Annotated in this window: 17 protein-coding genes and 1 pseudogene; 13 read left to right on the top strand and 5 right to left on the bottom strand. The window is 45.5% G+C overall.

Annotated features, from left to right (window positions below):
* The 4 genes from HW443_RS04960 to HW443_RS04945 form a co-directional block, all read left to right on the top strand.
* On the top strand, positions 1-1,595 hold a 1,595-nt coding region (locus HW443_RS04960; protein ID WP_219857074.1), incomplete at its 5' end, for a hypothetical protein.
* 223 nt (positions 1,596-1,818) lie between these two features.
* On the top strand, positions 1,819-2,952 hold the full coding sequence (locus HW443_RS04955) for an AAA family ATPase (protein WP_176235570.1): 1,134 nt from the start codon (positions 1,819-1,821) through the stop codon (positions 2,950-2,952).
* Positions 2,953-3,183: 231 nt separating this feature from the next.
* Positions 3,184-3,828 (top strand): LysE family transporter, encoded by a 645-nt coding sequence (locus HW443_RS04950; protein WP_176235571.1) that lies wholly within the window; start codon positions 3,184-3,186, stop codon positions 3,826-3,828.
* Positions 3,829-4,222: 394 nt separating this feature from the next.
* Positions 4,223-5,065 carry an MTAP family purine nucleoside phosphorylase gene (locus HW443_RS04945; RefSeq protein WP_176231855.1) on the top strand — a complete coding sequence of 281 codons (843 nt, stop codon included), beginning with the start codon at positions 4,223-4,225 and terminating at the stop codon, positions 5,063-5,065.
* A gap of 216 nt (positions 5,066-5,281) precedes the next feature.
* Here HW443_RS04945 and HW443_RS04940 read toward each other — a convergent pair whose 3' ends face one another.
* The 4 genes from HW443_RS04940 to HW443_RS04925 all read right to left on the bottom strand — a co-directional run bounded on the left by HW443_RS04940 (position 5,282) and on the right by HW443_RS04925 (position 6,836).
* Positions 5,282-5,530, bottom strand: coding sequence for a PIN domain-containing protein (locus HW443_RS04940; protein WP_176231854.1), 249 nt, complete (start codon positions 5,528-5,530; stop codon positions 5,282-5,284).
* Positions 5,531-5,582: 52 nt separating this feature from the next.
* Positions 5,583-5,819 (bottom strand): hypothetical protein, encoded by a 237-nt coding sequence (locus HW443_RS04935; RefSeq protein ID WP_176231853.1) that lies wholly within the window; start codon positions 5,817-5,819, stop codon positions 5,583-5,585.
* A gap of 176 nt (positions 5,820-5,995) precedes the next feature.
* Positions 5,996-6,466 (bottom strand): TadE/TadG family type IV pilus assembly protein, encoded by a 471-nt coding sequence (locus HW443_RS04930; protein ID WP_176231852.1) that lies wholly within the window; start codon positions 6,464-6,466, stop codon positions 5,996-5,998.
* Positions 6,467-6,569: 103 nt separating this feature from the next.
* Positions 6,570-6,836, bottom strand: a complete 267-nt coding sequence (locus HW443_RS04925; RefSeq protein ID WP_176235573.1) for a hypothetical protein — start codon at positions 6,834-6,836, stop codon at positions 6,570-6,572.
* Positions 6,837-7,580: 744 nt separating this feature from the next.
* On the opposite strand from HW443_RS04925, the gene HW443_RS04920 reads away from it, so the two are divergent.
* The 9 genes from HW443_RS04920 to HW443_RS04880 all read left to right on the top strand — a co-directional run bounded on the left by HW443_RS04920 (position 7,581) and on the right by HW443_RS04880 (position 15,885).
* Complete coding sequence (locus HW443_RS04920) at positions 7,581-8,903, top strand: hypothetical protein (RefSeq protein WP_176235574.1); 1,323 nt, start codon at positions 7,581-7,583, stop codon at positions 8,901-8,903.
* Between the two features lie 2 nt (positions 8,904-8,905).
* Complete coding sequence (locus tag HW443_RS04915) at positions 8,906-9,988, top strand: hypothetical protein (RefSeq protein ID WP_176231400.1); 1,083 nt, start codon at positions 8,906-8,908, stop codon at positions 9,986-9,988.
* A gap of 149 nt (positions 9,989-10,137) precedes the next feature.
* Positions 10,138-11,361 carry a DNA-methyltransferase gene (locus tag HW443_RS04910; protein ID WP_246273262.1) on the top strand — a complete coding sequence of 408 codons (1,224 nt, stop codon included), beginning with the start codon at positions 10,138-10,140 and terminating at the stop codon, positions 11,359-11,361.
* Complete coding sequence (locus tag HW443_RS04905; protein WP_176237954.1) at positions 11,351-12,304, top strand: CfrBI family restriction endonuclease; 954 nt, start codon at positions 11,351-11,353, stop codon at positions 12,302-12,304. Before HW443_RS04910 ends, HW443_RS04905 begins: the two co-directional genes overlap by 11 nt.
* A 29-nt stretch (positions 12,305-12,333) precedes the next feature.
* Entirely contained in the window at positions 12,334-12,480 is a 147-nt protein-coding gene (locus HW443_RS04900; RefSeq protein ID WP_176231398.1) for a hypothetical protein, read from the top strand.
* 199 nt (positions 12,481-12,679) lie between these two features.
* Complete coding sequence (locus tag HW443_RS04895; RefSeq protein WP_176231397.1) at positions 12,680-13,102, top strand: TIR domain-containing protein; 423 nt, start codon at positions 12,680-12,682, stop codon at positions 13,100-13,102.
* A 62-nt stretch (positions 13,103-13,164) separates the two neighbouring features.
* Positions 13,165-13,701 carry a hypothetical protein gene (locus tag HW443_RS04890; protein ID WP_176231396.1) on the top strand — a complete coding sequence of 179 codons (537 nt, stop codon included), beginning with the start codon at positions 13,165-13,167 and terminating at the stop codon, positions 13,699-13,701.
* Positions 13,702-13,793: 92 nt separating this feature from the next.
* Entirely contained in the window at positions 13,794-14,078 is a 285-nt protein-coding gene (locus tag HW443_RS04885) for a hypothetical protein (protein WP_176231395.1), read from the top strand.
* A 64-nt stretch (positions 14,079-14,142) separates the two neighbouring features.
* Positions 14,143-15,885, top strand: a complete 1,743-nt coding sequence (locus HW443_RS04880; RefSeq protein WP_176231394.1) for a hypothetical protein — start codon at positions 14,143-14,145, stop codon at positions 15,883-15,885.
* Positions 15,886-16,674: 789 nt separating this feature from the next.
* On the opposite strand, the pseudogene HW443_RS14295 reads toward HW443_RS04880, so the two are convergent.
* A pseudogene (locus tag HW443_RS14295) lies at positions 16,675-16,844 on the bottom strand (IS1634 family transposase); the annotation flags it as partial.

Here is a 16,844-nt window from a genome sequence, read left to right as displayed (position 1 = left end):
ATCCTTTTCCACTGTGGTGGCTTAGATATTTACCCATGCTAAAACCGGAAGAACCTTTTTTTTTGGCGAGCGGAAAGGCTGCCAGTACGGCTTACGTCTGGAATATTATTTCCAACAAAGTGGAGCAGGTCGAGGAAACTTTAATGGAAAGGCAAAGGATGGGCTGGCAGGAGTTTACCGCCGGGACAGCTCACCACCTGCTGCCTGATGGAAGCAGGATACTGACGGGAAATGAGGCCAAAGGGGCGATATCAATGTATTATTTGGCCCTCTTGGCCGGCGCCTTTTTGTCATTGTCGGCATGGCTTTTCTTGCTTTTCTTCGCCTTTACATTGCCTTTTGTGCTTGCCCACGCCCTAACTTTTCTGGCCGCGATTAAGCTTAATCAGGCCCGGTTGCTATTTGGTTTCGGACCGGCATTAACAACGGTGCTGTTTTTTAGCCTGTCTTTGCTGGCTATCAGGCTTACCGTGCCTTACGGTGATCTGATTAAGGGGCTGGTTTATCCCTTGCCCTGGTATTATCGCCTGTCGAGCTCTGCCGGCATGATTTTTATGGCGGGGTTTTTCACCGCCGTGATCGCAGTACTGACGATTTTGGTTTTTAACCAGGCTCGCCTTTTGCCCCAAGCGTTTTTCCCAGGTGCCGCCAGTATGCAAAAGGAGAAAAAAGGCATTGTGATTTCCGCTAGCGCAGTCTATGGCCTGGCTGGCGCGGTGCTGATTTTATTGCTTTTTTCCCTGGCGGCAACAACATTGCCTTACTACCAATGGCCCAGAGGCTTGGATGTCGTTCTTTTTATAGCTTTTGTCTATGGTCTTAGCCTGGCGGCAACCTATTACCTGCTCCGGGCAACTCCGGCTGCCGCAGGTTATCTGGCCGCTGCCGCCGCCTTTTTGGGAGTGGGGTATCTCACCCTTGATAGTATCGGGATAATCAGGGTGATAACTGATTACGAACATTCTTTCATAGAAGTTGTAAAGCAGCTGTTTGCACTGGAGAGGTGGCTTAGGCATGGGGCTGTCATGCTGCCTTTGACACTGATTTGTATGGTGTACCTGGCCAGGAGAGCAATTATGCGCCGCGGCCGGACGCTAAATGCCTCCGGAGCTTTGACGACGGCGGCCTTGGTTGCGGTGCCGGCCACCGCTATCATCCTGTACGGGGAGCTGTTGCCCTGGATTGTGCCTGGAATGGGAATCTTCGCTCTTCCGGCTGCGATAGCTCTCTTTACCGTTACGGCAGTCGCAATTCTTGCCACCTTGGTCTTAGTTTTCTTCTACCCCGGCCGGGAGACGGTGGAGCCGGTACCGGCTAAAACGACGATTGCAGTATCGGAGATTGCTGCCAAAAAGCTGCGCCTGCCATTTGGTCCGGCGGCGGCTGTTTTTGCTGGCCTGCTAGTTTTCCTCCAATTGGCGATAGAAGGGGCACTAGGGTTTTTTTTACCTAGGTCCCTGGGTTGGCTGTTATTGGTTGCCCTGCTCTATTTAGCTGTGGCGTCTGTCTTTTATTCGGGCCGGTTTTTGACCGTCCGCCTGGCAAGGCAAATTTTTACGCCTGAGCGAGTCAGGGAACTGATCACCAAGTCATAACACCTTTTATGGCCTGAAGGTGATTGGAGCGCGACGATCTTATTTCCCGCTTGAAGGACAGGGAACTCTCACCTGCTTACGGAAAACTGCACGCGATTGCATGCACCGCAAGTGATGCTCAAAAGAGGCAGTCCGTCCGTCCCGTCTTGATCGTAGCAGTTCAATATGTTATAATGCGTAATGCTTTTCGGCATAATTCTTTTCTGCATAAGGAGGCTTCTCAATGAAAAACCCTTTCAAATACGGAGAAGTAGTAATAGGAGAGGATTTTGCAGACAGACAGAAAGAGCTGGAGGAACTGGTGCGAGACTTAAGAGACGGACAGAGGATTTTTTTAATCTCTCCCCGCAGATATGGCAAGACCTCCCTCATAATGAACGCTCTAATGAAATTGAAAGAAGAGGGTCTCTCCACCATATATCTAGATCTTTATAAAGCTCCATCCCTGAGACAGTTTTTAGAGCAATATGCCAGCCAGATCGCCCAGGCTGCAGAGAGCAAGCTGGAAAAGGCAGTGAAGGTAGTGCGGGAGATTTTACCTGGCATCAGACCCAATATATCCATTGCTCCGGACGGTACCCCAAGCATAAGTATAGATTATGTAGTACAAGATCAGGAGCTCTGGAAGCTTCAGGAAGAGGTCTACAACACTCCAGAAAAGCTAGCTGCTCGAAAAGGACGGCAGTTCGTAGTGGTATTCGATGAGTTTCAGGAAATTGCTAATTTGGACGGGGAAAAGATAGAAAAGGCCATGAGAGCATCTTTTCAGCATCACAAAAGGGTTGCCTACTTGTTTGCTGGCTCAAAGAGACATCTAATTTACGACATGATATCTGACCAAAATAGGGCCTTCTACAAAATGGGCAAGGTTATGGCTCTGCCCAAGATCCCCAGAGAGGAATTTAGCCAGTTCCTTCAAGATCGCTTTAAAAAGGGCAATTTTACTCTGGAGAATGGGGTCATGGAAGATATTTTGGAAGTAACAGAGGAATACCCTTACAACACCCAGTTTCTCTGCCATGCAATATGGAACTTCTGCCTGGAGGAGAAGGTGGTGAAAAGGGAGGCGGTCGACACGGTCCTGAACAAAATACTGGAAAGAGAGAGCCCCATCTTTCTTGCTCTATGGGACGGCCTGTCCGTACACCAACGGCAAGTACTCCAGGCTATAGCCACCGGGGGTGGTGAAAAAGTATTTTCTAAGGACTTCTTACAACAATATCATCTGGGAGCTCTCTCCTCCGTCCAGACCTCCATTCGCTTACTCCGAAGGAAAGATCTTCTGGATAAGGAGGGAAATATCTTTTGCATTACCGATGTCTTTTTCAAAGAGTGGGTCAAGAGGAAAATGGTTTAGAGATACGTCCTGCATTTGGCAGTTGACTATCAGCCTTAAAAAGAACAGGCGTACTCTTGAATTATGTCAAAAGGCACAGTACATATAAACATAATATTCTCCACAGGCTCAGAGAGACGTCGGCCAACTTTTGGTGAAAATGTCCTTGAGCGTGCTCTTTTGCTCTTCGGGCGCAAAGGCAGCCCCTATGGCAGTCAGATTCAGATCGAATAATGTAACTTTAGGAAAAGAATGACTCCTGCTGAAATATTTCTTGCTTCCATGATCGTTGGCTTCTCCGGGGCTATGACACCTGGCCCTTTGCTTACGGTAACCATTGCCGAGACAGCCAGGCGGGGCTTTGGGGCCTCCCTTCTCATTGTGCTGGGCCATGCAGTCCTGGAGCTGATCTTGCTCATTGGCCTTCTTCTGGGTCTTTTTAAACTCCTGGAGGGCGAGATAATAACCATCTTTTTTGGCTTTGTGGGAGGGATGGTGCTTCTCTGGATGGGATTTTCTCTAATCCTGTCGGTAATAAAGAAAAGAATCACCTTCCAGGTGGCCAGTGGAGAGACCCGGGCCAGCATGGGACCCTTTTTATCGGGAATTTTAGTGAGTCTTTCCAATCCCTCTTGGCTACTATGGTGGATTACCATAGGTAGTGCCTTCCTCATTAAGACCATGGACTATCGGCTCTTGGGCATCTCCTCCTTCTTCGCCGGCCATATCTCCTCAGATCTTTTGTGGTATGGGTTCGTGGGGCTGGCGGTATCTACCGGAAAACGGTATATCAGCGATTCGGTCTTTCGGGCAGTTCTTCTGGCCTGCGGCATATTTCTCCTCTTTTTGGGTGGAAAATTTATGTGGGATGCTTCTGTAATGATTATTACCCCATAGAGTTAACCTGTTAGACAGAATTCATCTATACCTAGAAGAACTGGCGGAACTGCAAAAACCAGATTTTGGGTCAATTTGCCGTCCGATTTAGATTCGGAGGATTGGGCCAAATACTGAAATTTGGCCCTTTTTGCAGGGACGCCAGAACTTGAATTCCGCTATAATAACTGAGATAGCTCTATCTTCACTGAGATGAAGCGGTACTTAACCTATCTTTCGCAATGGCAAAATTGGAGCGAGCCGTATGGCAAGCAAGGGAGCGACGGATAGGATTTGGTCTAATAGCCTCGATCTGTTTTCCTGATAATCAACTGATCAAAGAAGAGTGGATGCAAATGAATCTGCCCGATATGCGCGACAGAAAGAATATGGTAACCCCAGGAGTTAGCGCCAGATGAATGGGCCAGACATGCCCTCAGCCGACATAGCCTTCATTGGAGGATCGGGAACCTTCTCCATAAACTTTCCCGAAGATCTTTCTCTGAAAGGCATTGAGATCATAGAGAAAGATCTCGTCCTGGAGACACCTTACGGAAGGAGTCCCAAATTAAAGTACTTCAGAATACCAGCGGAGGAGGGAGACTCCAGAACCGTTATCACCTGCAAGATGCACGGCTGGAGATCTGAAATACCCCGAGCCCAGGCCTCCCTTCAGCTCTTCTGGACCCTCCACCAGGCAGGAGTGAAAAAAGTGATCTCCGAGGGGGGAGTGGGAAGTCTGAATCTCCTTCTGGATCTGCGGGACATAGTCATCCCTACCGATTTTATCGATTACTCCACCCGAAAAGATCTGAAAGTAGTGGGTGATAATCTTCTCATCATGCGCCAGCCCATCTGTCCTCAGATTCACCAGGCCCTCCTCTCTTCGGCCCTGAGCAGACCTCTCAACAGAATCTTTGCCCGGGGTGTATATGTCGTAACAGAAGGATACCGGTTTGAAAGCCCGGCCGAGGTCTCCGTGCTCCGGAGCTGGGGCGGCGACATTGTGGGACAAAGCCTCTCACCTGAGGTATATCTTTCCCGAGATATCGGGGCCTGTTTCGGAGGACTCTACACCGTGGTTAACTACGCAGAGGGAGTGGTCAGGGAGTGGCGGCATGAGGATCTTAAGGACATATTCTACCAAGATGCACCCCAAGTTGGAGAGATTATCCTGGATGCTCTGCGAAAGATATCCCTTACCCAGGAGTGTGGGTGCATGCAGTTCAGAAAACCCACCCTGTTGGAAGAAGAATAACCCCGAATAGCCTCCAACACGGTTCTTGATTTTATGAGGTGGAAAATTGGGCCAACTTATCCACTTAAGATATTACCCACTTACATGTTTTCGTAGCTGAAAAACCCGGCACATTTACTCCAGCCAGTTTTCTTTTCGCAACCCCGGCACGCGGTCGAAATCAAGGTCATTTGTGATCAGCACCATTTCGTATGTCAAAGCAATTGCAGCAATCCACTAGTCATTCTGCCCGATATGTTGTCCGGGAGAGACTTGTGCCACAATATCGCCGTATTTATCCGCGACCTGGCGGGTCACTTTCAAGATATCTTTGAAGCGAGCCAGCATCTCTTGCGTTCTCTGCCACAGTTTCTCCTTATGTTCCTGTGAAGCTTTGTGGATACCCAAGGTCAACTCCCCGACACTAAGGACTGAAGTATAGAGAACTACATCGAAGGGTAGGGCTTCCACCTTGCTCCGGAGCACTGCATCGCCACGGCGCCATCGGCTGCACGCGACCGTGTCAAACAGCTAGCTCTCAGGCATGGGGTTTCCTCTCATATTCACAATCGGCGTGATCTAACTCCTCGACAGCCTTCTCAACTGCACCCCAACTACCACCAGGCACATCTGAACCCCACACTTCCAACAGCGCAGCGGGGCTGCCTTTTGGCGGCTCCATAGTGGGGGTCACTTCCACTTGCGTCCCCTCTGGAAGTTCAATTCCCTCCTCTAGCACAACCAGGTTGCCCTTCACAACGCCTCTATAACCCATTATCACTTTCCTCCTTCCCTAAACACGATTCTGAACTCGCTTTCCCTGGTATAATTAACTCCTTATTACAGTATAACTATTTGAATCCTAAAAACCAATAACACTTGCTGCTTGCAGAGAACCACAAAAAAATTTGGAGAAGCAGTGGCTCCGGGGAATAACTCCTGGAGCAGCTTTTATCCCTTGTGTAGACCTCTTATCCTGCCCGACCCCTGGGCGTGAACTGTACCCTCATCGACACCTAAGACCTTCATGAATAGAAGGGGAATTCTGGCCGTTACTTGAACCTGGATATATCTGGGATCGCCGGGGCCACCTCTAATGCTATATTCAATTTCCGTAACAGTGGCTCCGTAAGTGGCAGAAATGTTAGCCCTGATGTGGGCATTGATCCTTCCCGAAAGATCCTCCACCATTTTGGTGCTTCCGGTCCTTTCTGCTTCCTCCAGGGAAATCTGCCTGGCTACCTCACTGGCAGCTATGTCGCAGGCCTTGGTTAGCTCCGCTTTAAAGACCAGAGCCCTTCCCATATCCAGAGCCCAACCAGCCATAACCAAGAACACCGGCAGAGCTACCGCCAACCAGATGAAAACCTGGCCTTTCTCTTGCATCGTGGGCAATTGTAATAGGCATCGTGTTTTGGTCATACGTTAAGACTTTTCCCCGAGATCTCAGCTAAATATTGAGCAGCGATACCGATCTGAAATTGGCCTTCCGCATAACGTAGACCCATCCGTGAAAACACCATTCTTAAAAACTGAAATTGAATAGGGACTGGCCCCCCAGCCACCTGTCAGCAGGCAGGTCGGTCTCCTCTGGCCTCACGTTGATGGAGGTAAATCCGTTGATGGGGTTGGCAAATTCAACATGGCCCGAACTACCGTCCTGGGCATAGAGGAAGATGTGAACTGTGCTGGTGGCATCCCCGGCATGTTCGAACTCAACAGTCCTGGAGAGACTGCCCCTTTCTGAAGCTGGCACGCTTCCGTCGAAGATAACCACTCTTTTTGTGCCCATCCCTTTGTACCTATTCGGATCCTTACGTGCGCGGAACAATCCGAAATTTTCGGTCTGGACAAAGTATACGTTCTTAGGAGCACGGGATAAGCAGCAGCATTTCTTGAGTTATCTAAATCTCCTATAAACAAGCACACCCAAGCAGGGAAACTTCCGACTGTTCGCATCTGGACACGTTTCCTATCTAACCCGAGAATTGCCTACCAAAAATCTCTAGGCAATTCGAAACTGGGACCGTATTAAATCGCAGAGAGCGATATAAGTATCCTAGGAAGATCAAGAACCGTGGAAGCAACCTGCACGGGACACAAGAAGATAATTCTTGGCTTTTGTCTCTTGACGGTCGTCGTCAGCCAAAGTCGCTGCCTCTAACTCATCTGTTAGTGAGAGGCATCTTCCGCAAATGCTAAGCCACAATGCGCCGGGGCACGGGCCAGGGGCAATTTTGTCGCAGTCCTGCTATGTGAGTATAACACTAGAAGTACTTAAGAAACAATTACTTTTGGTTCCGAGCGGGCACAGACAATTGTGTTTTCAATATATTGTATGCTAGAATATCTCAAGTACGCTATATGATGCAAATCGGCCATAGGTGCGAACGTTTCGGACAAGTGAAAGTAGTGCTAGGTAAGCCGAACATATTTGGCCTTCGCCCTAGTAACAAAGCTGCGGTCTCGCCGCGGTACCTGAACTTCATGGTGAGGCCACATTTTACTTGGCAGTTTTCAATAAAGGGACATAGTTATGAATGGAAATAAGCTTCAGCCTTTAAAAGTTGGCCTAAGAGCCCAGGATATCCAAACTAGCGTTCAGGATGTAGATCTCGGACCATTAAATGCCGAAACGAAGAACATTAGGCTGATAGGGATGGCAGAAAGGTTAGCCATCCATATTCGGGGGGCAGATGTAATTGATGATTATAAGAAGCTAGAATACATTGCAAGCCAGTTTGGAATTGATTCTCTAATACTACCGGGTGCACTCAAAGTGCTTGAAGAGCTCGGATGGGTTAGGGTTAACAAGAAGGGTAGCGCAATATATAAACTAGAAGAGAGTGTCCCCTACTTTAGTGACATCTATTCAGCGGCAGGAGAGTACTTTTATAACTCAGATCATTCTGAAATTGAAGAGGCTACAATAGTAGTTTGTGATTCCTTGGCTCTATCTCCAACCACGGATGAAGAAATAAAGAAGAAACTAGGACTTGATGATAGGACATACAAAATAGTGCTGGATATTGGCAAGAGTGGTAAATTTATTGAGCATTATGAGTCAAGAATCACCAAAGAGAATGTATTGTATTCACCCCTATACTGGATTGAGAATCCGGACAAACTTGAACACATGTATGCGCTCCTTAAGAAATTTGGAGCCAATGAAGTTTATAATGCACTAAAAAAGATAAGAGATTATCAAGGGTTCCCCTTAACAGATAACCTCCTAAGAGGCATATATAACAACTTGCCGGAAGACATGAAAATAATTGCTGAAGCAATACGGAGAGGAATAATCCTTGCTCCCGAGGTGGATTCCCTTAAAGGAAAGAAAAACTTTGCGTTTACTCCACATATAGGAATCCCTATCGAAGAAAAGGTTGTCTTGGAAAAAGCCATGTCTATATTAGCATGTATTAGATATGGCGAACACTTCGGATTAATTACTAGGATAAGATACCCTGAGGCAATTCTAGATAGGTTGCTTTCTCCTCCTTATAGAATTGGACCTCATACGGAAATAAGAAGGCAATATGCAGTCTTGGTAGGAAGAGGAGTGGGTAAGATTTTGCAAGAAAGATTGACAAAGGATAGATACTATTTTGAGTTAATCCCAACAGAGGAAAACAAGAAGGCTGTAAAACTGGCAAAGGATTTGCTAAAAGTTGGAGAGCTTTTGGAAGACAGAGGGCTTTCTGAACAGCTTCAACGTACACTATTCTGTCCCGGTTCTTATCAGGAAGCTATGCGGATGTTACCCAAAATAAAAGAACGGGCTTATATTTCCGCGCAGACCCAAGAGGAAATCTTAAACGTCTTAAACGATACAATGGATGGTTTGAGAGGGGCATAGGAATGAATAAGGATTTCGAACTTAAGATCCGCCTCAATAACGTATTCTGGTCGTTGGGCTGTTATACCCGACTTGAAGTGAAACTTGCAGAATATAGTCTGCGGAAAATCCCTATGGAATTAACAGACCTTGATGTTTTAGGCATCCGAATTTTGCCCGACCTGAACATTGATTACTTGGTAGCCGATTGTACTTCAAATAAGGATGCCATAAGGAGTCCCATCCAAAGGGTATTTTGGCTGAAAGGTGTTATGGATTTTTTCGGGGCTTCAAAAGGATATCTTAGTCTAGGAACTAGTAATCCTATCCCAGAAGCCCAGCGAATTGTTGCACACAAACTAGGAGTAACTATTTTGAACGAGAGTAATCTAGTAAATCTGGAGAAAAGAGTTGTAAATTTAAGCAACCCGCAATTACAATCAAGCAAACCTGAATCATGGCTATACTTTGAGAATAATCTTACGAATCTGTCCAAGGAATTGGTTCCTTTATTGAAGTTCAGAAAGCACAACTATTGGATAAACCCAGCTCATCAGAATCTTCATGCTTTGATTTCACTTGTTACCAAACATAACGAATTATTCGACGAAATGAATAAACTGCAAAAAGCCCTGATTCTAGACTTGTTGACCTTATTTACCTTATCTGTCTTGCAAATGAGTGCATATGTGTTCCGAATTAACCCAGAAAATCCTGAAATTGAACTGAAATCGTACTTTTACGGTGGGCATGCTGAAATGAAAAGACGCCTAGGAATAGTTGAGAATATAAAGAAGTTGATGGAAAGCATGCCAATACAAAGAAGTCTATTTAATGACACTTTGAAGCTTGATCCTGATTATCTACCTGGTTTGTTTGATATCAGTTTCAGGCTTTTGAATAGGCCCTCTGATTCAAGTCAGATCCTACGTTACTTGCAAACAATCCTCTTCGAGAAGATTCTTTATAAAGGCGAAGGCGCCGAAGCGATGGAATATCTTGAAACAGACTTCTCAGACATTGCTAAGAAACTGACACGGGACATTGTAAAGTTTTTCCGTGATTCAACCGGTATACCACAAAGACTAGTTGATGATGTTTATTGATATATATAATGTTATGATAATGTTTCTAAATGGTATGTAGTTGAGATGGGGTACCTCGAAGCACGAATTGATGGTTATAAGAATGCAGCCGATCCACAGGTACTATTTGTTGAAAGCATTGAAGCTTTGATATCCAGAGAAAATACCCTGTGGGCGATATCGCGAAGACCCGAAGAAGATACAAAAAAGGGGTAGATTGTAACCTTATAGATGAGGAAAGCCCAATGGTTAACTCAGCTAAAGAAGTAAGGAAAATAACCCAAAAATGGATTGAGCAGCATCTAGCAGATGTCAAAGATTTTGTTTCGTTGGGCCTACCTGAGATAGATGATAGGTATAACGTGTGGAGAGTGCCAATTGTCTTAAGCAACGCCACAAGCCACTTAATAGGCGAAGCCAAAATTGGCTTGTTAGGAAATGTTATGGACTCCACACGCCCAGAACTTATCCGAACACGAGCGAAGAGATTTATTAACGAAGTAAGTGCCCCAGACCGCAAAAGGCAAGAGCTATTTTATCCCGCCCCCATACCGAACAAAGTGATATTAGGGGATGCAATGAAAGTTCTCGAAGAGCTCCCCCCAGACACTGCCCAGTTAGTCATAACCTCGCCACCTTACTATAATGCTAAGCCTGAAAGCTGTGAATTTATAGATTACCAGGAGTACCTGAACTTCCTAAGAGGAGTGATAATCCGAATTCGTGAGGTATTGTCGGAAGGACGGTTCTTCACAATTAACGTATCGCCGGTTTTAGTTCGCAGAACATCTCGAAGCACCTCCAGCAAAAGAATCCCTATTCCTTTTGATGTGCACCAGATTATGGCTTCAGCTGGCTTTGAGTTCATCGATGACATTATATGGGTCAAGCCAGAAGGAGCAGGATGGAACTTGGGCAGAGGGAGACGATTTGCCGCAGATAGGCAACCGTTGCAGTATAAACCTGTTAGTGTAACAGAATATGTTTTAGTTTACAGAAAGAAAACCACCAAATTAATAGATTGGAATATCAGAAAACATTACGATAGTAAACTTGTTGAGCAATCCAGGATACTGGGAGACTACGACGTTACAAATGTTTGGCATATACCTCCGGGGCATCATAAGCGTCATCCGGCCGTATTTCCTGATGAGCTAGTGCATAAGCTGATCCGCTATTATTCCTTTATCGACGATTTAGTCTTGGACCCATTTGCGGGCTCAGGCACTGTAGGTAGAGTGGCTATAGATATGAATCGCCGTTTTTTGCTGATTGACAATAATCCTAAATACTTTCATCCCATGAAGGAAGAATTAAGTAAGCTCGCCATTACCCGAAATATAAGGGTTGACTACGAGGTAAGTGACCATCTCGGAGAGGCAAATGACAGCTAACATTGGCGCTGAGACATATAGAAGGTGGTTAGAGCAGAACGTGGTTTTAACAGACCTTATTTCCCCAGCATCCTTAAGGGAGTTGGTGCTGCACCTGCTACTTGGTAGAAACTATAGGGTGATAACGGAGCAAAATACCAAAGGGAGGCTTCTGATAACCTATGCATGGTTGATAGAGCTGTATGACAGATTCAGGAGAGAATATGGAAGGAACTGGAGAGAAGGACTGCTAAGTCGGTTAGTGGAGCTAGATAGACCCAGCTCCGAGGAAAAGAACTTGATGTATTGGTTGGTGGGTTTAACTAAGAAAACGGCCCAGAATCTGGATATACCTTTGGAAGAGCTTCCCGATTTTCTAAGCGAAACCATCCGATACTGCAATGAGTTGTTTACGGCAGATGACTATGCGCATAGCCAAGAACAGGCATGGTTGCTTCTTATGGCCGGTGCAGCAACGCTAAACATTAGAGGTTCGCAAAAGTCAAAAGTTGGCAAGGCCATAGAACGAGTGTTTCTAAGCGCGGCCCTAAGCTTATTAGGGTTGAGATCTGAGCGTGATTTCTGGATTGGCGTGCCAAGTGACATCGAGGTTGCTAGGGAGACCGATGGAGAAGTCGAGACCAAAAGAGGGCGAATCCGAATAGATATCGGACTCATTGCGCAAGGAAACCCAGAGGTTATTACAGATAAAGTTAATAGGGTTGGGAGACAGGGAGTAGTTATTTTCGACAAGATAGGAACGCATGCAAGAGTGGTTTATCAAAGCGCGGAGCAGACCGGAGTGAAGTTGATACAAATCAGGCATAATCAGCCTTTGCTTGAGCTTTATAGACACCTAAGCCCTTTGGTCAGGATGCAACTAAGGCAACCGCCAAGTGATGAGAGAGAATTGAAACGATGCGTGGACAGCTTACCCGATACACTTTTTGAGGTAACTTCATAGAACTTTGGTGCGACAGAAACCCCCGACTTTTGGAGGAGGAGTGGCACCACCTCCTCGGCGGGAACGCCCCGATGGTTAATGTCCAAGACGATGAAATGCGCAGGTATGTTGCTGAAGAGCTAGAGTCGTTTGAAGAAGAACCAAGGTATGTTCGAGAAAGCGAGAAAGATGAATAGTAGGACTTTCCTGGCTTAAATAAGAAGTCCTCGGCTTTTAGGCCGAGGAGACCTGTTTCTATGCTACCATAATAGCACAATGATATAATAACGCCCTAAAGACCATTTTGTCAAATAACTCCGCTGGTTCAATACATGGTAAATGATTAAATGATTAATAGAATAGATGAGAACTACACAAACAGAACAGAGGTGCGCGATGGCTAAGCGGCGGATTTTTATTAGCTTTGATCATGATGATACAGCACAAGCAAACGGCTTCATGGGCTTACGTAACATTATCGACAACTTTGATTTTTATAATCACAAACTAGACCATAGAATTAATAGTACTGATATTGAGTATGTTAAACGAGTTATTCGCGAGGAGTACATTAAGTCGGCATCTGTGACGGTTGTTCTCATCGGTAACAAAACAGCACAAAGCCCATGGGTTAAATGGGAAATTGAAGAGAGCTTGCGCCAAGGAAAGGGATTATTGGGCATTCGATTAAAGGGTGCTTGGGGTGCTGTTCCTTCAGGTATTGCCCCAGATGCGGTTGGTGACTGGCAACCGGATAAGTTTGCGAGCTGGATCGAATGGGCACACAAGCGTTCAATGAAACTGCGGAGTCTATCTTGAAAAGCAAACAAGTGCTCGATATAATTATGACAGAATCGGCTTCTATATAGAGGGACGAAGAGATGGTTGTACTAAAGAAAGGATCATTCTCGTTAGACTTTGCAGTACTCAAGCTTTCAGGTGAACTGTCGGAAGAAGATCGTCAGTGCGCATGGGAGCTATACACTGAACTATCGACACGTGTAGCCGTGACGGGAAAACAACGAGACCCCGACTGTAGGAACTTTGACGGAGAGGTTTATATTGAAAGCCTTGCTTCATTTTATGCTTTCTTTCAAGAAGCCCGCAGAATAATGCGCTCATTTCCTGTCGGTCGCATTTCCAAAAACAAGAAGGCCCACCTTGGAGTTTTCATCAACGATTTAATGCAAAACGTATTAAGATCTTTTCTGGAAAAGTGGCAAGGAGATTTCCGTTATTGGTGGGAATACCGCAGCAACAAACAACTTTATCCATTTGACAGACAAAGAGAATATCCAAAGCTGAAGGAATTCCTGAGTGATTGGAGCGACGCGAGATATGTTTTGCGTCAGCTCCAACAAGAGCTTGTAACACTTTACCAGCTTGTTGATACTACCGAGAAGCGTTCAAGTAAGTAGACATTATAGACATTAGGGGGTGTGAATATGCCAATCCAGTAAGGTTCATTTTAGTGTTTTTAGGGCAGGAAGGGGGTGAGAAATAGAGGTTCATGAATAAAGAAATAGACAAAGAAAATTCGGTGATACGAAAGGAGGAGAAATTGAACTTTGACCCAAACTCTCGGTGGGCACGCGTTTTTGTAGCTCCTAATAATCTTAAGGAATCTAAAGAAGCGTTTGATATGCTCATGGAAGCTGACTTCCATGTAACGGCCATGGAGGTGGAGGGAATAATGGGGCCGGAACTGAGGATAAGAAGAGAGATTTATCGCGGTCTCAATCAGATTAAGATGTTTGTTGAGACTGAAAAGAAAGCGAATCCAAAACCCGAATAGCCATACAACAGGCCAACGTTTATCTCGGTGTTTTCGACAGAGCGATGAGGAGGACATAGGTAACTTGATTTCCTGGGCCTACGTTTTTGCTCCGCCAGGCGTAGATTTAGGTAAGGTGGAAGAAAAGCTCAAGCGGCAATACGGAAACCATATCGACATCCAAGACATAGAAGAGGAACTAAAAGACAGGCAGGAGACCAAAGATGCGTTAAGGGACGTGGGAGCACCTTACCAGAGTTTCAGGATGTATGAAGTTACCTGGTATTTACCTCGAAGCAAGGTTAGAGCGTTATGGAGGCAAGCTGCTTCTCAGTGCTTGGGTAAGCTTGAGCGGTCCTCGAAAACCATAAGAGTTCTATGTGGACACTTGCTTTATTACTGCGGGCAGCGGAGCGAATTCTATTCACCGGTCGATTTCAACTTACTTATCTCCCGTAGTGACCTTAAGCCCTCCCAGATAGTTCTGTTAATTGATGACGTCTATGACATGTATTATCGTTTGACCCGCAAAGACGAGCTATTTGATCACGCTGAGCGCATACCCGTTTATCTGGAACGATTATGCTATGAGCAAGGTATTAACATTGAAGAGCTCTCGCCGGAACAACTTCTGTCTTATTGCATGGGTTGGGAATTAAGGACAATAACTCATCTTCTTTCATGGGGGCACTTTGAGACTATTTTTATTGAAAATCTTTCTGCTCAGGTGGGCCTTGGAGCGAAGTTCTTAGTTTTTGGGGTCAAACAACTCACCGAAGCTTTGATACATTTTCTCGGTGATTTGGATTTCCAGACGGTATATGTATCTCATCCCATTTCAGAGGCTCGGCGCAAAAAAGAGTTGGGAGGACACTGGCCAGAGTTTATTTACCAGGTCAATCAGCTCCAAAAGGATGCATTTGACAGTAAGGTCGTGGTGGTGATGCCCACAGCAATAGACGAGCTGCGATTTAGTTTGAGACATATTCGTGAACATCATCCCCCTCAGCGTACAGGCGCCTTAGAAGAGCGATGGCCCTTAATAGATGATGAGGATAACCTTCTCTACTGCAGACCCGATAGTGCGCTGGACTCTAACTATGCATCGCTACTCATGCCCAAATATTGGGACTTTAGTTCACAAAAGTTTGTCGAATATCTCCAAGAAGACAGAAGCGCCCCCATAATCGATTCCTTATTGGGGGTCCTAGTTGGAGAGATAGAGTTTCAGATTGCTACTAGAGATCATGTCTTGGTAACTCATACAGATGGTTTATTAGTTTTTCGGCCATTATTCTCCGGGAGATTTACACGCGGTGTTTCCGCCGAGATCGATCACTGGTTAAGCATAAATCAGTCTGGAAAAGAGAAGCGCGCGGCATTCGTGCATTGGGAAGAGGACATCCGATTAGTTTTGCAAAGGCAAGGAAGAAAGTACGTTACCAGAAGTGTGGCCAACGAGGTTATAAATATAATTCAGAATAAGTACCAAATTTCCAAGGGTCGGATTATTAAAGCTTTGATTTCACAAGAACCCGTTGGGAGCATTGACAGTATTCTATCAGCTGGCGCGATACACCCAGCTACGCTAAAACACATTCGCGACGACATGCCAAAGATTTCGCGAGAAGCTAAGGTTAATTTACTGCGAGGGTATCTCACCGGCATGGTTGATATAAAGCCCGGCCTTGCAGGAGTCTGGGTTTTGGAGAATTACGAAGCCTTTAAGAAAGCTCTCCCCCAAATAGCTAACTTCTTAAGGGATGGTTCTCCGGTTGGCAACCACTGGGACGAGAAAATCAATGACTTGTTTCCAGATTTTTTATGAAACGGGGTAGTTGAGGTAACAACGGGAAATATGAAGAAAATCAGAAAAACCCGTTTCTTTCTTGTGACTAGCTGTTATTGATGGTTTTATTTACCCAATAGCTGGTTGTAGTAATAAATTAGCTTAAAAGCACTATAGAGAAAAAGAAAAAATCAGAACAGAAGGGAAAAGTTAAAGTAGCTCGAGAGACAACCTCACCAGATACACTCTCACAGGGATCCAGCTCACCTTTACACGTCGATAATAAAGAGGGTGTCCAAAAACTAAGGGCATTTTGCCCAAGGTGGGGAATTACTCCTACATGAGATCTGATTTTGAGGTCAATGTGGGAAGTTTTATGCGAAATTAGCTCCTTTTTAGGGGCGAAGTGGGAGATGAGTTTTTGAAATTGGAGTTTTTAGACAGCCTCTAAAGTTCTTATCATTGTACCTATTTATTAAAAAATACGTTAAATAATTTCTCATTCGCATATTCTCATTTCCTCGGGCATCGAGCCCTCGGTCCTGAGCAGGGGGAAAGCTGGACGGCTTCATCCGGGTTCATCCCAAATCGCTCTTCAAATTCACCCACAATCAGCCGTCCAGTGCGGGTGTCGGGGCTTGGGAAGGTTTCAAGCGGAGCTTTCAACCACGCCCTAAAGGAGCTCTTCCTACCCCCGACTACCCGCTAATGCGACTGGCGGAATTCCTCCTGGCCCCCTTCCGCTCAGTCGCAAGTTCTTTTTCAAAGAACTTCAAAATTTAGACAGTTTTATTTGGATTTATACCTAAAATCCGCATATTTTAATAACTAGGGTGCTACTGGAATCGGCACACCAAACTTTTCGAATAACATTCTCTGTTTCTTGGATATCTCAGTCAAATAAGATTTTCCGCTATTTAGCGTGACAACTCTCAACTTCTTCAACTCATAAATTACTTCCGATAAAGTGTAACTCTTATAGAGGTCTTGCTCCTTCA

The sequence above is a fragment of the Candidatus Hakubella thermalkaliphila genome (assembly GCF_013281975.1).
GTDB lineage: Bacteria > Actinomycetota > Humimicrobiia > Hakubellales > Hakubellaceae > Hakubella > Hakubella thermalkaliphila.
Note: the sequence above shows the minus strand (reverse complement) of the source record. Positions and strands in the feature narration are given on the sequence as shown.

Excerpts from the sequence above, each read along its gene's own strand:
- HW443_RS04955 (WP_176235570.1), top strand. The coding sequence starts at position 1,819 with ATGAAAAACCCTTTCAAATACGGAGAAGTAGTAATAGGAGAGGATTTT.
- HW443_RS04950 (WP_176235571.1), top strand. The coding sequence starts at position 3,184 with ATGACTCCTGCTGAAATATTTCTTGCTTCCATGATCGTTGGCTTCTCC.
- HW443_RS04945 (WP_176231855.1), top strand. The coding sequence starts at position 4,223 with ATGAATGGGCCAGACATGCCCTCAGCCGACATAGCCTTCATTGGAGGA.
- HW443_RS04935 (WP_176231853.1), bottom strand. The coding sequence starts at position 5,819 with ATGGGTTATAGAGGCGTTGTGAAGGGCAACCTGGTTGTGCTAGAGGAG.
- HW443_RS04930 (WP_176231852.1), bottom strand. The coding sequence starts at position 6,466 with ATGACCAAAACACGATGCCTATTACAATTGCCCACGATGCAAGAGAAA.
- HW443_RS04925 (WP_176235573.1), bottom strand. The coding sequence starts at position 6,836 with ATGGGCACAAAAAGAGTGGTTATCTTCGACGGAAGCGTGCCAGCTTCA.
- HW443_RS04920 (WP_176235574.1), top strand. The coding sequence starts at position 7,581 with ATGAATGGAAATAAGCTTCAGCCTTTAAAAGTTGGCCTAAGAGCCCAG.
- HW443_RS04915 (WP_176231400.1), top strand. The coding sequence starts at position 8,906 with ATGAATAAGGATTTCGAACTTAAGATCCGCCTCAATAACGTATTCTGG.
- HW443_RS04905 (WP_176237954.1), top strand. The coding sequence starts at position 11,351 with ATGACAGCTAACATTGGCGCTGAGACATATAGAAGGTGGTTAGAGCAG.
- HW443_RS04895 (WP_176231397.1), top strand. The coding sequence starts at position 12,680 with ATGGCTAAGCGGCGGATTTTTATTAGCTTTGATCATGATGATACAGCA.
- HW443_RS04890 (WP_176231396.1), top strand. The coding sequence starts at position 13,165 with ATGGTTGTACTAAAGAAAGGATCATTCTCGTTAGACTTTGCAGTACTC.
- HW443_RS04885 (WP_176231395.1), top strand. The coding sequence starts at position 13,794 with ATGAATAAAGAAATAGACAAAGAAAATTCGGTGATACGAAAGGAGGAG.